Origin of the sequence: Thermosynechococcus sp. PP555, from assembly GCF_031583225.1 — a bacterium.
In the GTDB taxonomy this organism is placed as follows: Bacteria; Cyanobacteriota; Cyanobacteriia; order Thermosynechococcales; family Thermosynechococcaceae; genus Thermosynechococcus.
Window position 1 is genome coordinate 1,088,707 of record NZ_CP134168.1, and the last position, 14,176, is coordinate 1,102,882.

At 53.9% G+C, this 14,176-nt stretch carries 14 protein-coding genes; 3 read left to right on the forward strand and 11 right to left on the reverse strand.

Going from position 1 to position 14,176, the window contains the following annotated elements:
* Positions 1–199 precede the first annotated feature (199 nt).
* Entirely contained in the window at positions 200–2,380 is a 2,181-nt protein-coding gene (locus tag RHH27_RS05085) for a GAF domain-containing protein (RefSeq protein WP_302679021.1), read from the reverse strand.
* The gene (gene msrB / locus RHH27_RS05090; RefSeq protein ID WP_206201348.1) at positions 2,380–2,784 is read right to left on the reverse strand and encodes a peptide-methionine (R)-S-oxide reductase MsrB; all 405 of its coding nucleotides are present in this window, start codon (positions 2,782–2,784) and stop codon (positions 2,380–2,382) included. The genes RHH27_RS05085 and msrB overlap by 1 nt, the downstream gene beginning before the upstream one ends.
* Positions 2,785–2,912: 128 nt before the next feature.
* Here msrB and RHH27_RS05095 point away from each other — a divergent pair, with 128 nt between their 5' ends.
* The gene (locus tag RHH27_RS05095) at positions 2,913–4,289 is read left to right on the forward strand and encodes an isochorismate synthase MenF (RefSeq protein WP_302679022.1); all 1,377 of its coding nucleotides are present in this window, start codon (positions 2,913–2,915) and stop codon (positions 4,287–4,289) included.
* On the opposite strand, the gene RHH27_RS05100 is transcribed toward RHH27_RS05095, so the two are convergent.
* The 8 genes from RHH27_RS05100 to RHH27_RS05135 all read right to left on the reverse strand — a co-directional run bounded on the left by RHH27_RS05100 (position 4,286) and on the right by RHH27_RS05135 (position 10,084).
* The gene (locus RHH27_RS05100) at positions 4,286–4,594 is read right to left on the reverse strand and encodes a hypothetical protein (protein ID WP_226971987.1); all 309 of its coding nucleotides are present in this window, start codon (positions 4,592–4,594) and stop codon (positions 4,286–4,288) included. The genes RHH27_RS05095 and RHH27_RS05100 overlap by 4 nt on opposite strands.
* A 178-nt stretch (positions 4,595–4,772) precedes the next feature.
* On the reverse strand, positions 4,773–5,933 hold the full coding sequence (petH, locus tag RHH27_RS05105) for a ferredoxin--NADP reductase (RefSeq protein WP_302679023.1): 1,161 nt from the start codon (positions 5,931–5,933) through the stop codon (positions 4,773–4,775).
* 147 nt (positions 5,934–6,080) lie between these two features.
* The gene (locus RHH27_RS05110; protein WP_302679024.1) at positions 6,081–7,103 is read right to left on the reverse strand and encodes a diguanylate cyclase domain-containing protein; all 1,023 of its coding nucleotides are present in this window, start codon (positions 7,101–7,103) and stop codon (positions 6,081–6,083) included.
* Between the two features lie 34 nt (positions 7,104–7,137).
* On the reverse strand, positions 7,138–7,695 hold the full coding sequence (locus tag RHH27_RS05115; protein WP_302679025.1) for a methanogen output domain 1-containing protein: 558 nt from the start codon (positions 7,693–7,695) through the stop codon (positions 7,138–7,140).
* A 151-nt stretch (positions 7,696–7,846) separates the two neighbouring features.
* Positions 7,847–8,311 (reverse strand): PAM68 family protein, encoded by a 465-nt coding sequence (locus RHH27_RS05120; protein WP_206201354.1) that lies wholly within the window; start codon positions 8,309–8,311, stop codon positions 7,847–7,849.
* A gap of 5 nt (positions 8,312–8,316) precedes the next feature.
* Entirely contained in the window at positions 8,317–8,586 is a 270-nt protein-coding gene (gene rpsO, locus RHH27_RS05125; protein ID WP_206201355.1) for a 30S ribosomal protein S15, read from the reverse strand.
* Positions 8,587–8,692: 106 nt separating this feature from the next.
* Positions 8,693–9,733, reverse strand: a complete 1,041-nt coding sequence (locus RHH27_RS05130; RefSeq protein WP_206201356.1) for a LysR family transcriptional regulator — start codon at positions 9,731–9,733, stop codon at positions 8,693–8,695.
* Between the two features lie 189 nt (positions 9,734–9,922).
* Positions 9,923–10,084 (reverse strand): hypothetical protein, encoded by a 162-nt coding sequence (locus tag RHH27_RS05135; RefSeq protein ID WP_302679026.1) that lies wholly within the window; start codon positions 10,082–10,084, stop codon positions 9,923–9,925.
* A 22-nt stretch (positions 10,085–10,106) separates the two neighbouring features.
* On the opposite strand from RHH27_RS05135, the gene RHH27_RS05140 reads away from it, so the two are divergent.
* Together RHH27_RS05140 and RHH27_RS05145 are read left to right on the forward strand one after the other, a co-directional pair.
* Entirely contained in the window at positions 10,107–12,284 is a 2,178-nt protein-coding gene (locus RHH27_RS05140; RefSeq protein WP_225901662.1) for a CHASE2 domain-containing protein, read from the forward strand.
* Positions 12,281–12,541: a FeoA family protein gene (locus tag RHH27_RS05145; protein WP_206201358.1), complete on the forward strand. Its 261-nt coding sequence runs from the start codon at positions 12,281–12,283 to the stop codon at positions 12,539–12,541. The genes RHH27_RS05140 and RHH27_RS05145 overlap by 4 nt, the downstream gene beginning before the upstream one ends.
* Here the strand turns inward: RHH27_RS05145 and RHH27_RS05150 are convergent.
* Positions 12,524–14,155, reverse strand: coding sequence for a CTP synthase (locus RHH27_RS05150; protein ID WP_206201359.1), 1,632 nt, complete (start codon positions 14,153–14,155; stop codon positions 12,524–12,526). The genes RHH27_RS05145 and RHH27_RS05150 overlap by 18 nt on opposite strands.
* Between the last annotated feature and the right edge of the window lie 21 nt (positions 14,156–14,176).

Sequence of the window (14,176 nt, forward strand, 5' to 3'; positions counted from 1 at the left end):
GGATAAAAGCCAGATGATATGTTTCATGTCTTAACAATCCTAGTTTCGTGGCTAAAAGGGAACCTATGCACAAACGCCCACGAGAGTTGAGTTAAAACAGAAAGGTTCAACTGGCCATTTTACAGGAAACCGGGAGAAAACGATGAAGTTGGCCTTAAGTCTCTCGCTTTTCCTTGGGTTTGTCAAGGGTAACAATGCTCTAAATTGGGTTGGCTAAGGGAATCCGAAACCAAAACGTCGCTCCCTGCGCATCGCCCTCTTTGACGCCGATTTCACCCCCATGAGCGATAATAATTTCTCGGCAGAGATACAGACCTAAACCAATGCCCGTGCGATGGTGGTTTGCACCGCCACGATAATAGAGATCAAAAAGGTGCGATCGCTGGTCAGGGCGGATGCCGACGCCATTATCCTTGACGGTGCAGTAAAGGCTATCTCCCTGTTCCTCTGCCGTCAGGGTGATGGTGATCCCGGGACGATTGTGTTTGAGGGCGTTGGTGATCAAATTCTCATAGACTCGCCGCAGTTGCATAGGATCAACAGGCACAAGGGGCAACGTGGGGGGGATATCAAGTTTCACGGTGGCTTTATTTTTCTGGAGCAGCGGTTGTAGCTCCGCCAAGATCTCCTTGACAAGCGTGGCTAAGGATGTGGGGGCGATCGCCAAAGAGAGGGAAGGTTGCTGATCCACGTCAATATGCAGCAGTGTTTCAATCAGATGTAGTTGCCGCTGCTGGCTATGCTGAATACAGGTCAAGGTGCTGCGGGGCACAGGAATCGTGTCGCTGGTGTTGTTCTGCAAGAGATGGTTAATGACCATCAGGGTACCTAGGACAGGGGTGCGTAAATCATGGGACACGGCGTGCAAAAAGACATCCTTGAGGTGGTTGAGTTCCTCTAGTTCACGCATTTTTTGCTGCAACTGCTCGGTGCGTTCTGCCACTTGGTGTTCCAAATTGGCATTTAAGGCCGCCAGTTGTTGATAAAGTTCTGCTTGTTGCAGGGCGATCGCCACCTGAGTCGCCAACTGCTCCAAAAAAGCGCGCTCGTAGGGCTGCCACTGTCGCGGGCGGTCACATTGGTGGACTCCCAGTAAAAAGCACAGGCTCTGGGGCTGATGTTGGATCGGAATCAGCAGACAAGACTGGATATGGTGCGCTGCATACACCTGTCGCAGATGGGGATCAAGCATTTCCCGCTCGCAGGAGAGTGTGGCTGGTGTGGTCAGCAGCCGTGAACGGTAATGCACGTTTTGCAGGAGAGCCTCAAGATTCGTGTGCCACTGGGGCGCCATCGCCGCCGCCACCACTTGAATCTCCTCTGTCCTCGGATCAAAAGAGACAATAAACACACGATCGCTGAGGAGATAGCGGCGCACTTCCACCACCGTGGTATTGAGAATCTCTGGCAATTCCAGCGTTTGGCGAATGCGCAGGGCAATTTCCGCCAGCAGTTGTTGCCGTTGGGCAGCCAATTGTACGTTCTGTTCAGCGGTTTTGCGTTGGGTAATATCCCGTATTCCCACCACCCTCGCCCAGCGCCCCCGATAGAGAATGGATTTTCCCTGAACCTCAACAATCAGTGCTTCACCACTTTTGGTGCGAGCAAGGGCTTCAAAGGGAACATCAATGGGCTGCTGAATTCGCTCTAAAATCAGCGATCGCGCCTCTGGATGGGTCAGCAACAACACCGACTGCCCCACTAGTTCTGAAGCCGTATAGCCAAACAGCCGTTCAGTTGCGGCGTTGACATCAAGAATTGTCCCCTGCTCATGGATGATTACTGCCTCAGAGGTGGCTTGAAAGAAGGTGGCTAAGCGGGCTTCACTTTCCTCTAGTGCTCTGAGGGCACGGTGGCGATCGCGACTTTCCACCACCAAAGACACCAGATCCGCGAGGGAAGCGGCAAACTGCTCTTCGGCAATAGTCCACTGGCGGGGTGAACCAATGTGTTCGTGGCAGAGGATGCCAATCATGCTCCCTTCAACCCAAATCGGCACATCCAACAGCGAGGTAATGCCAAGAGGTTCTAAATAGGTCTTGCGAAACTCCCGCGTGCGGGGATCGTGCCAAGCGTCATGGGCCGTAATGGTGCGCTCCTGTTCAAGGGCAGCAAAATAGTCGGGGTAATGACTAGCGGTGAGGGTCATCCCCACCGTAAAGGCCTGGGGCGACTGCTGAAACAACTGCACACATTGAATTTGCTGGCGATCGCCCGAATAAAACCACAGACTCACCCGTGCCACATTGAGACTGCGGGCACTCGTCCAGAGAATGTCCTGCAAAATCTCCTCAAAGTTTGCTCCGTGGAACGGCTGCCGCCGCGCCAGTTCTACCAAAATGCGGTTGAGACTTTGCAGTTGTTCAATCACGGGGGTCATCAAGAGGCGGCAGAGTCAGGGATAAATTCCAGTGCCGCTGAGTTAATGCAGTAGCGCAGTCCCGTGGGTGGCGGGCCATCCTCAAAGACATGGCCGAGGTGGGCATCACAGACATTACAGAGAACTTCTGTGCGCACCATGCCATGGGACAGATCCCGCTCCATGCGGATATTTTTGGGGTCAAGGGGTTGCCAAAAACTCGGCCAGCCACTGCCAGAGTCATACTTGGTCTCAGAGCGAAAGAGCGGCGTGCCACAGCAGACACAGCGATAGAGTCCGGGCTTTTTGTTATTCCAGTAGCAGCCCGTAAAGGCGCGCTCCGTTCCCTTCTTGCGGGTGACATAGTACTGCTCAGGGGTAAGTTGAGCTTGCCATTCCGCATCTGTTTTCACAACCTTAGCCATGTTTGCCTCAGAAATAGACCGTGATCCTACTCCTCAGCATACTCAGGCAGACAGGGAAGTTCCAGTCTTTTTGCCAAAGGTTCCCTGCCAAGGGGAAAATGTAAGGGCAATCTTGACCTTGTTTGGTTATGCCCGTTTCGCTGCCCCTTACTTTTGATTTGGCCTCTGAGTCCGAGTTTTATACTCAGGTCAGCGCTGGAATGCAGGCAGCACAGCAGGCCAATTGTCAGTTCCTCAGTTTAGGCATCTCCTTACCCACCGTTGATCCCCTGATGCTGTTGGCTGGCCTGATGCAGGTCAGTGGCGAAAGTGAGCATTTTTACCTTGAGCAAGCGGGAGAGATTGTTGCTGCCTGTGGTGCGGTGGCGACCCGCAGTGTTCAGGGACATCAACGGTTTGGGGAACTCCAGCGTTTTAGTGAACAAATCCTCAGCCGAGTGTGGGCGATCGCTCCAGCCGAACCGCGCCTGTTCTGTCAATTTAGTTTTTGGGATCACCTAGGCTCTAACTGGGGGTTCTTACCCCGCTGGCAGGTGATTCAGCGTCTGGATCAGGTTTGGCTCACCCTTAGTTGTGCCTTAGAGACCAGTACACCCCATCGCCTCTGGCAAGACTGGCAACTAGTGCAGCGGGCACTGACCCACATTCTGGCTGATCCGCCCCCCTGTCCACCACCACTGGCGATCGCCCTACCGCCTCTAGCTGAGCAATACGGGCAATTTATTACCAGTGTCCAGCAGGCTCTCAAGCTCCTTGAGGAGGGAGACCTCGAAAAATTGGTTTTGGCCGCTGCCCTCACCCTAGAGCAGCCTCAGGGGTTCAACTGGCTGGGAACGTTGCAAAATCTGCGTCAGCAGTACGCCAATTGCTACATCTTTAGTGTTGGCCAAGAGGGGCAGCAGGTCTTTTTGGGGGCGAGTCCCGAACGCTTGGTCAAGATTGCCGATGGCGTTCTCTGTGCCGATGCTTTGGCGGGTTCCCGTCCCCGTGGGCAAACCCAACAGGAGGATCAAAGCCTGCGCAATGGCCTTTACCACAGCCCCAAGGAACGCTACGAGCATCAGGTCATTGTTGAATTTCTCTGCCAAACCCTCCAACAGTTGGGCATGACCTGTGAGGTGCCTCCCAAACCGCACATCCTTGAGCTAAGTCATATCCAACATCTGCAAACGCTGATTCAGGCCCCGCTGCCGCAACCCATTCATATTCTCCAAGGGGTGGCGGCCTTACATCCAACGCCCGCAGTGGCGGGGTATCCTGCTTCACGGGCACAGGACTGGCTGCGGCAACTGGAACCCTTTGATCGCAATGGTTATGCTGCTCCCCTTGGTTGGGTGACACCCAGCGGAGAAGGGGAATTCATTGTCGGAATTCGCTCTGCCCACCTTCAGGGCAACCATGCCCATCTTTTTGCTGGGGCGGGCATTGTCAAAGGCTCTCACCCGGAACGGGAATGGCAGGAAATCCTGTGGAAATTTCAGACGATGATCTCGGCTTTGGCTTAGCGCAGGGGGGGCTGTTTTTTGCTCATCGTCAGCATCGGCAAGGGCTGGGAGGATTGGGGCGGCAGCGCATACTGGGGCACTTTCTCAGGGAGAGGACGTTCGGGCGATCGCTGGAGCAGGCGATAGAGCAGCGCGCTGCCCATCAAACCTAGACCCAATAGCAGCAGACCGTTGTAGCCCCCCAAGCCACCAATGGTTGAATCCACACCTCCCATTAGCAGAAGGAAGGCGGAGATGGGTTCTTTACGGTAGGCTTTGCGCAGAAAGCGAGGATAAATCATAGGCGATCGCTGGGTACTCACCATTAGAAGAATACGAGAATGCTCATGACTTGGCGTTAAATAGGTTACATTTTAGCGACCCTACGCCACACATTGATTTCTCAGTAACAGCTCGATCAGGCGACTTACTTCTATCCTGACAGATCCAAAGGGCACTTGGCATTGAGGAAAAAAGGGGGCGATCGCCCCCCAATTGATCTCCCTAGTAGGTTTCCACGTGCCAACGGCCTTCTTTTTTGAGCGTGCCCTTGAGGAACTCTTGCCAATCGGCACCATTTTTGGCTGCCACTGCTGCCATTGCTTCATCAATACCCGGCTCCATCCCCTTCAGACCACAAATATACACATGGGTGTTTTTCTTCTGCAGGAGTTGCCAGATTTCATCCGCATGCTCAGCAATGCGACCTTGGATGTACATCTTGCCGCCGTCGGGGGTTTTCTGCTCACGGCTAATGGCATAGGTGAGGCGGAACTGATCGGGATACTTCGCCTGCAGTTCTTCTAACTCATCCTTATAGAGGATATTCGCGGTATAGGCAACGCCAAAGAAGAGCCATGCCAGACCCTTGAATTGATAGTCTGGATTATTTTCTTTGAACATGCGCCACAAAAAGGCACGGAAGGGGGCAATCCCCGTTCCTGTTGCCAACATAATGATCGTTGCTTCTGGATCATCGGGCAGGAGCATTTCCTTACCCACGGGCCCAGTGATTTTCACTTCATCGCCAGGTTGCAGTTGGTTCAGGTAAGAAGAACAGACCCCATAGATGGTTTCGCCGGTTTCTTTGTCCTTGTACTCTAGGCGCCGCACACAGAGGGAGACGGTTTTGTCATCTTGAAAGTCACCGTGGCGGGTCGAGGCAATCGAGTAGAGGCGCAGCTTGTGGGGTTTGCCATTGGCGTCAGTACCCGCAGGAATAATGCCAATACTTTGGCCTTCGAGATAGCGCAACTCGGTACCAGAAATGTCAAAGATGATATGCTTGACGGTTCCCTCGCCCCCTTCGCGCACCAACTCTTCATTGGAAATGACCTTACCAATGCAGGGATTATTGGGACGATAGATATTGACGGGAATATCAACTTTCTTTTCTTTAACTGGGGCAGCACCATTATTGGATACGGGTTCCGTGGTGGCAGCCAAGGGCGCAGCCGTACCATCGAGGGGTTGAATGCTGACAATTTTGCCCCCCCAGCGGGTAATCTGCTGCATAAACTGATTCATGCGGTCATAGGGAACGTTGAAAAATTGACTGCCACTGTTGCGGATGGCATAGTCGGTTTTATCGGTTTCGGCATTTTGTCGCAGTCCCACCACTTCATAGCGAAACATCCGACTGCCAGAATTCGTCGCATTGTACATGGGCTACACAATCTCCAAAAATTTACTCAGCTTTACATTCTGCAACACAACGTCCCAACCGCGATCAACTATCACGTTTTGGCTAGGGGATTGCCGTGCTTTGGCCACCCACATTATATCTAGCAGGGGCAGCTACAGGGGCTTTCCCTAGGGGTAGGACTGAATTTCTTGGCTGGAAGAGACAGGCGCACTCAGCCAAGCATAGGTTTGTAACACATAGCGATCGCGCCCTGAGCGTTTGGCCTCGTACAAGGCAGCATCAGCAGTCGCTACCAGCTCCGCCATTGGGCAGTCCCTAAGGGTGGCGCTCACGATGCAAATGCCGGCACTGACGGTGAGGTAGGGTTGCACTGGTGAACTGGCATGGGGAATCCCTAGGCTGCGAATGTAGTTAAAAATCCGCTCTAAAACGCAAATGGCAACGTCATGGTGGGTGTGGCGCAACAGGAGAATAAACTCTTCACCGCCATAGCGAGCCACGAGATCAGCTTCCCGCACTTGGGATTTAATGGCATGGGCAACCCGTTGCAGGGCGCGATCGCCCGCCAGATGGCCATAGGTGTCGTTGTAGCGCTTGAAGTGGTCAATATCCAGCAGGGCAATGGCAAAGGGGGTATGGGTGGTGGCCGATTCCCGCCAAGCTGTCCGCAGACAGGCTTCAAAGGCACGGCGATTTGCCAATTTAGTCAGGCTATCTTGCTGTGAGACCCCCTGTAGGTGGCGATTTTCCGCCTCTAGCTGTTTTTGCCGCTGCTGTAGCTCCACAATTAGAGCTGTTTGCCGGGCCATTTGCTCTTGCAAGCGCTGAAACTGCTGCCGTTGGACGATGAACTGTCGCAGAAAACGGGGCTGGCGAAACAGGCGCAGGAGAATCAAGGGGGGCTGGCAACGGTGGATACCCACGGCTTCCACTTCGATTTTTTGTCCTTGGTGGCTGCGGAGGCTGCCGGGTACCATTTGGGTGGCTTGCTGCCAAAGGGGCAGCCATTGATGCAGTTTCTCTGGCGGGGTGACCACCAGTTCACTGAGGCTGCGACCCAGAACGTTGCCGCCGAAAAATTCACGACCGCTAGGGTTAATGGCCACAATTTGGCCTTGGACATTCATGACCAGCGTTGGCTCTGGCAACAGATCGATCCATGCGCCAATATCGGGTGTAAAGTCGCTCATCTTAACCCCGCCGGAATGTAAGGACTTGACTGGCTTAGACTGACTCAATGCGATAGTATTCTCGCCCCTTGGCCGCTGAGGCCGCAGCAGTAGGTTGGGTATAGATCACCACGTGGCACCCTTGATCCCCATTGGCGATCGCCTTTTCAATACAGACCTTGGCATAGCCCAAATGGTGCGCCACAATCACGCCAAACACATTTGAGGTCATCATGCACAACGAGGGATGACCCACCACGCCACTGCCAAGGGGGCAACGCTGATTCCCTAAGATAATACGTTCCTCATCCTGCTCAATCAGGAAAAATCCCCCTTCAATGCGATTTTTGAGATCCACAAGAATTTGGGCAACCGTCTTGGCATCAAGGGGGCGATCGCCAAGGGCTTGAGTGTAGAGAGCGTTGATTTGATTGCCCATTTGCTGCCCTACAAGGGCAATAAACCCAGAGGCATCATCGAGACCCACGACATCTTCTAGCGTCTCCGCTACCAACCCCAGCAAATTTTGCAGAAAGCTCGAGGACTGTAGGCTGATTTGCAGATTCCCTATCTCTATGGGAGTCTCAACAGGGGACGGTTCAGTGGCTGTCATGGGTAGTGCCCTCAGGGAACGGCGGTTAAGCGACCCTCACTGCCCGAGTGTATAGTAAATAAATCGAGAAAAGCAACTGGAATTCATCAAGAATTCTTTATACTTTTTTGATTTTTTAATCAGAAGCTGCTCCTCGTCTCAAGGGGTGCGCTCACTCGGCATTTTGCGATCGCTGAGCCTGATAGGCCTGCCAACTCTCGACCACACGACCAAAATTGGTGCGAAACTCTCGCCAGCCGAGCCAACTTCCCTGCTCGTGCTCATCCCAAGATGCAGAAAGAATGCCATAGCTCAGTCCCAGCGCCCCAAGGCCAAACAGGCCTAAGCTAACGATAACCACTGCCACATTGGGCAACTTGAACCAGCCCTCGTGGACGACCAAATAGCTCAGGGGAAACGTCATCAATCCCAAAAGCGTGGGGGTACCGCAGCAGATTGCCATCCGGGTAACCATGCGTTGGCTGACAATTTCTGGAATGCCTGTACTTTTTTTGGCTGGCTTGGCTGGGGATTTTGGGGTATTAGAACGGACGGCTGCGGCAGCAGGAGCTTTGGCAGACTTGGTTGCTCCTTTTTTCTTTTTAGGCTCAAAAGGCAGATCCGACCGTTTTGCCATTGTCTTTAACCCCGAATTCCTAGACGTTCAATGAGTTGGCGATAGCGCTGGGCATCGTGGCGATGGATATAGGCCAGTAGCCGCTTGCGACGGCCAATAATTTTCAGCAGTCCTCGGCGAGAGGCGTGATCTTTTTTATTCGCCTTGAGATGCTCAGAAAGCTGCTTGATCCGCTCCGTGAGGATGGCAACTTGGACATCCGCAGAGCCAGTATCGGTACCGTGGATCTGGTAGGTGTTGATGATTTCTTGTTTAATGTCGTGTTGCAGGGCCATGGTCATCAGTTATGAACAGCGCGATCTATTATCATACTCCGATCTTTTGAAATAATAAACTCTCCTGAGCGCGACTATTCTGCCTGTTGGCTGCCACTGCGTCGCCCTAAGAATTACTGACATTGGTGCTGTTTTCCTCAAGGGGGGCGATCGTCAGCAGTTCCTTAAGGGGTTTTTCACTATCGGAGATGGGGGACTTGGCCGTTGTCAGTTCTGTATCAATGGCAAAGGTGGCAAATTGGGTGAGAATTTCACGGCAGAAGACCTCGGCTGCCCGCGATCGGTAGCGATTGGGATTGGTAATCAGTGACAGGGTGCGTTTCACCACCACATTTTCGATACCCATCCGCCGTAGGCTCCCCAGTTGTAACTCCTTCTCAATGGCGGAAATGGAGACAAAGGCAGCCCCCAAGCCCGACTGCACGGCGTTTTTAATGGCCTCAATGGAATTCAGCTCCATCTCCACCTTCAGGCGGCGAGGGTCAATGTTGGCGCGCTGCAGTACCTGATCAATCACCTTGCGAATGGTGGATTGGGCATCGAGAGCAATAAAGCCCAGCTTGTACAAGTCTTCTTTGGTGAGGGTTTCGGCACTAGCCAAGGGATGATCCACGGGTAAGACCAGTGCCAGTTCATCCTCCGCATAGGGGGTGACGGTAATTTGCTCGCTGAGTTCTGAGGGAACTTCACCACCAATAATTGCCAGATCAATTTGACCGTTGACCAAGCTCCAGCAGGTGCGGCGGGTGGAATGCACATGCAGTTGAACAGCGACTTCGGGATATTTGCTGCGAAACAGGCCAATCATGCGGGGCATCAGGTAGGTGCCGGTGGTTTGGCTGGCTCCAATGATCAATGTCCCCCCCTGCAATTTTTGTAAGTCTTCGATGGCACGGCAGGCTTCATGGCACAGGGAGAGAATTTGATCGCCGTAAGCCAGTAGGAGTTGTCCGGCTTCGGTGAGTTGGGCACGGCGTCCCCCGCGGTCAAATAGGGGAACATCCAGTTGGCGCTCAAGGTTTTGCACCTGTAAACTCACTGCGGGTTGGGAGACGTAAAGGCTGTCAGCGGCTCGCTTAAAGCTTCCTTCGAGGGCGATCGCCTTCAGGATGCGCAATTGATCAAGGGAAAAGGGCAGTTCGGACATAGGCATTGAGGCCATAGGCGTGCCACTAAGAGGCGTTTTTCTGAACTTATCAGGAATCATGCCCAATTGATATCTATCCCCGCACAAGAAGGCTGAGTTTGGCGTGCCAATGATGCAAAATAGCACATCTGAAACCTATTGTAAGGGTTCAGTTTCCCCCGCGCGATCGCTGACTTTTGTTACATGTTGTTACATTATTGCGCTGGGGAGCGAGCGATCGCCATCTAGCACCAAGAGAACAGTGACCTCTATTGGCTGTATATCCCGTTGCTCATCCCCTAGCAGCAGCGGAAAGGGAAGATGGCGGTTCGCTAAAATCGGTCTAGCGATGCTCTCAAGGCGCCGCTGCACAATTGCGCGAGGAGTTGAAATCGTGCCCTACCCTTGGCCAAAATGGCTGCCGATGCCGGTTGTTGCCACCACACTGGGAGTAGCCGCTGTGGTGATCGGTGTGCGCCAACTGGGACTGCTTCAGCCGTCGGAACTGAGTCTGTATGACTTCTATGTGCGATCGCAACCCGCCCGTGACCCTGATTCGCGTATCCTGACGGTGCTGGTAACGGAGCAGGACATCCAAGCCCAAAAAACGTGGCCCCTGCCGGATGCTACCGTTGCCGATCTCCTCACCCGCCTCAATGCCGCTAGCCCGCGGGCCATTGGCTTGGATATTTTCCGCGATTTGCCCCACCCCCCCGCCCACGACGCGCTGCAAAACATGATTCGCATCAACCCGCGCATTATTCCAGTGTGCAAATCAACGGGGGAAACAGCGGAGCAACCCGAAGTGCCGCCACCACCCAGTATTCCCGCAGCACAGGTGCCAGAGCGAGTGGGCTTTGCCGATATCCCCCTCGATAATGATGGTGTCATTCGCCGCAATCTATTTGTGATCAGCAATCCTAAGGCGCAGCGGTGTACAACGCCCTTTTCCTTTGCCCTGATGCTGGCACTGCGCTACCTAGAACAAGACCCCGCTCAGACTATCAAACTCGATGACAAGGGTTTGACGCTCAATGATGTGCATTTTCCCCTCCTCAGCAGCGATGCCGGTGGCTATGTGGGGGTGGACGATCGCGGCATGCAAACCCTGCTGAAGTACCGCTCACGCACCGCAGTGGGGCCAACGGTTTCCCTAACGGATGTACTGACTGGACGAGTGAGCGAAGACCTGATTCGCGATCGCGTCGTTTTGATTGGGGTGTCTGCGCCGAGCATCAAGGATATTTTCCTCACCCCCTATAGCGGTAGTGATGCCGTGACGCAGCAAATGCCGGGGGTGGTTGTTCATGGCCAGATGGTGAGTCAATTCCTGAGTGCGGCCCTCGACGGCGAAAGTCCCATTTGGTATTGGCCGCTGCCGGTGGTGCTTGGCTGGATTCTGCTGTGGGCTGGGGTGGGCAGTGTCCTTGGCTGGTGGTTGCGGCAACCGCTGTGGTTGGGGGGCGCGGTAGTGGGGGGACTCATTGTCCTTTTTGGTGGCGGCTTTGGCATTTTTGTGATCGGGAGTGGCTGGATTCCCGTGGTGCCGCCGGCGATCGCCCTAGTGCTCAGCAGTGTCGGCATGGTTGGCTATGTGAGTTATCAAGCGCAGCAGGAGCAAAAATCTTTCCAAGAAAAAGTACAGGAACAGGAAAAAGCCTTGGCGCTGTTGCGATCGCTGATGGCCGAGGATACGGCAGCCCTCAATGCAGCCCTGCGAGAACCCACAGAAATTACCGGCAAACCCCGTTCTCTCCTCAGTGGTCGCTACAAAATCCAAAAAGTCTTGGGGTCAGGGGGCTTTGGCCGCACCTATTTGGCTCAGGATACCCAGCGACCGGGGAACCCCCTCTGTGTGGTCAAGCATTTGCGACCGGGACGCACCGATGAGCGCTTTATGCAGGTGGCGCGACGGCTCTTTCATACCGAAGCAGAAATCCTTGAAAAGTTAGGACGCCACGATCAAATTCCCCTCTTGCTGGCCTATGTTGAGGAAAATCAGGAATTCTATCTAGTGCAGGAGTTTATTGATGGTGCTTCCCTAAGTGAGGAGCTGAAACGCAAACACACGGAAGCCGAAGCCACCCAAATCCTACGGGAAATCTTGGAAGTGCTGAGTTTTGTCCACAGTCACTATGTGATTCACCGCGATATTAAGCCCGACAATATTATTCGCCGTGCCAGCGATCGCAAGCTGGTGCTGATTGACTTTGGAGCGGTGAAACAAATTCAACCCCAAGAAGTGAAGCAAACCCAAGGGAGCACCGTGATTATTGGCACAATGGGCTACGCCCCCCCCGAACAACTCTCTGGACAGCCCACCCTCAGCAGCGATATTTACGCTGTGGGTATGATTGTGCTGCAGGCTTTAACGGGCATTAAACCCCGCGACCTTCCCCGAGACCCCCGCACGGGTGAAGTGGATTGGCAACAGTGCGTTACAGTCAGTGAGCGGCTAGCGGCAGTGCTAAATAAAATGGTGAAGTTTAACTTTAGCGATCGCTATCCCTCCGCCAAGGAAGCCCTTCAGGACGTGCGGCGCTTGGGAACCCCTGCTGCATCTGTTTCATGAGGCGGCCTGTGTTGCTGTCTGAACTGCCCCTTGGGACGCTGGCACGCATCACTGCCATTGAGGGAACCCCTGCTTGGCAACGCCGCCTTGCAGCCGTGGGATTGACGGTCGGCCAAACCGTCACCCTGTTGCGTCGTGCCCCCTTCAGTCAAACCTTGGCCGTACGGGTGGGTGCCCTGACCGATGTGGCCATACGGGCAACAGATGCTAGCACTATCCTTGTGGAACCGCTGCGAAATCTAGAGGCTTGGGACTAACTGGGCATCCTCACGGTTAGAATCCTTGGCTGCTGCTGCCAGCAAACCGTAAAAGAGAGGATGAGGCGCATTGGGACGGGAACGAAACTCGGGGTGAAACTGCACCGCAATAAAGAAGGGGTGAGCCGGATACTCGATAATTTCTACTAAGCGGCCATCAGGCGAGGTGCCCGTAATTTGATAGCCCGTTTCCAAAAAAAGGCTGCGATAGGCATTATTAAACTCGTAGCGATGGCGGTGCCGCTCGTAGATGACCGTCTCCCCATAGAGCTTTTCGGCAAGGGAATTGGAGGCTAGGCGGCAGGCATACAAGCCCAAGCGCATCGTTCCCCCCAAATCCACAATGTCCTGCTGTTCGGGCAACAGGTGAATCACGGGATGGGGGGTATTGGCATCAAACTCAGCACTGTTGGCATTTTCTAAGCCCGCAATATGGCGTGCCCACTCAATGACGGCACACTGCATCCCCAAGCACAGCCCTAAAAAGGGAATCCCCTGCTCACGGGCGTACTGAATAGCCGCAATTTTCCCTTCGACCCCGCGGATGCCAAAGCCCCCCGGCACAACGATGGCCGCCACATTGCTGAGGGCATTTTCCACACCATTTTCAACCACTTCCTCGGAGTTGACCCAGCGGATCCGTAGTTCTTGATCAAGGGCAATCGCCGAGTGCCGCAGGGCTTCCACCACCGAAAGATAGGCATCACTGAGGCGGACATATTTGCCCACAATCGCCACCTCTAAGGGGGTATGGGAACGGTAGAGCCGCTCCACCAGAGCCTGCCACTGACTGAGATCCGGTTGCCGTTGCTCCAAGTTCAAAAGACTCAAAACTTGGGTGGCTAACCCTTCGCGCTCAAGCAGCAGGGGCACTTCATAAATACTTTTGGCATCCGGCGAGGGAATGACACATTCCACAGGAACATCACAAAATTGGGAGAGCTTTTCTTTAATGCCGGGGACAAGGGGGCGATCGCAACGACAGATCAGAATATCCGGCTGAATCCCAATGGAGCGCAATTCCTTCACCGAGTGCTGGGTGGGTTTGGTTTTCATTTCCCCTGCCGAGGGAATCCAAGGCACCAAGGTTACATGCATAAACAGCACATGGTGCCGCCCCACCTCCGTGCGAAACTGACGGATGGCCTCTAGAAAGGGCAGCGACTCAATATCGCCAACGGTTCCCCCAATTTCAATGATCACCACATCGGGGTTTTTGTCCTTCGCTACCCGCAGAATGCGTTCTTTAATCTCATTCGTAATGTGGGGGATGACCTGCACTGTTCCCCCCATATAGTCGCCGCGTCGCTCTTTGTTAATCACCGCTTGGTAAATGGATCCCGTCGTGACGCTATTGAGGCGGGACATGGGGGTATCCGTAAAGCGCTCGTAGTGCCCCAAGTCCAAATCCGTTTCGGCACCATCGTCGGTGACAAACACTTCCCCGTGCTGGAAGGGACTCATCGTGCCTGGATCCACATTGATGTAGGGATCCAGCTTGAGAATTGACACGGAATACTGCCGCGATTTCAAGAGGCGACCCAGACTGGCGGCAACAATTCCCTTACCAATGCTGGAGACAACACCGCCGGTCACAAAAACATATTTCGTCATTGCTAAATGCTAGTGGTGAGC

Coding starts and splice junctions, on each gene's coding strand:
- RHH27_RS05150 (WP_206201359.1), bottom strand. CDS start 14,155: ATGACGAAATATGTTTTTGTGACCGGCGGTGTTGTCTCCAGCATTGGT.
- RHH27_RS05085 (WP_302679021.1), bottom strand. CDS start 2,380: ATGACCCCCGTGATTGAACAACTGCAAAGTCTCAACCGCATTTTGGTA.
- RHH27_RS05120 (WP_206201354.1), bottom strand. CDS start 8,311: ATGGCAAAACGGTCGGATCTGCCTTTTGAGCCTAAAAAGAAAAAAGGA.
- RHH27_RS05115 (WP_302679025.1), bottom strand. CDS start 7,695: ATGACAGCCACTGAACCGTCCCCTGTTGAGACTCCCATAGAGATAGGG.
- petH (WP_302679023.1), bottom strand. CDS start 5,933: ATGTACAATGCGACGAATTCTGGCAGTCGGATGTTTCGCTATGAAGTG.
- rpsO (WP_206201355.1), bottom strand. CDS start 8,586: ATGGCCCTGCAACACGACATTAAACAAGAAATCATCAACACCTACCAG.
- msrB (WP_206201348.1), bottom strand. CDS start 2,784: ATGGCTAAGGTTGTGAAAACAGATGCGGAATGGCAAGCTCAACTTACC.
- RHH27_RS05095 (WP_302679022.1), top strand. CDS start 2,913: ATGCCCGTTTCGCTGCCCCTTACTTTTGATTTGGCCTCTGAGTCCGAG.
- RHH27_RS05130 (WP_206201356.1), bottom strand. CDS start 9,733: ATGTCCGAACTGCCCTTTTCCCTTGATCAATTGCGCATCCTGAAGGCG.
- RHH27_RS05110 (WP_302679024.1), bottom strand. CDS start 7,103: ATGAGCGACTTTACACCCGATATTGGCGCATGGATCGATCTGTTGCCA.
- RHH27_RS05145 (WP_206201358.1), top strand. CDS start 12,281: ATGAGGCGGCCTGTGTTGCTGTCTGAACTGCCCCTTGGGACGCTGGCA.
- RHH27_RS05100 (WP_226971987.1), bottom strand. CDS start 4,594: ATGGTGAGTACCCAGCGATCGCCTATGATTTATCCTCGCTTTCTGCGC.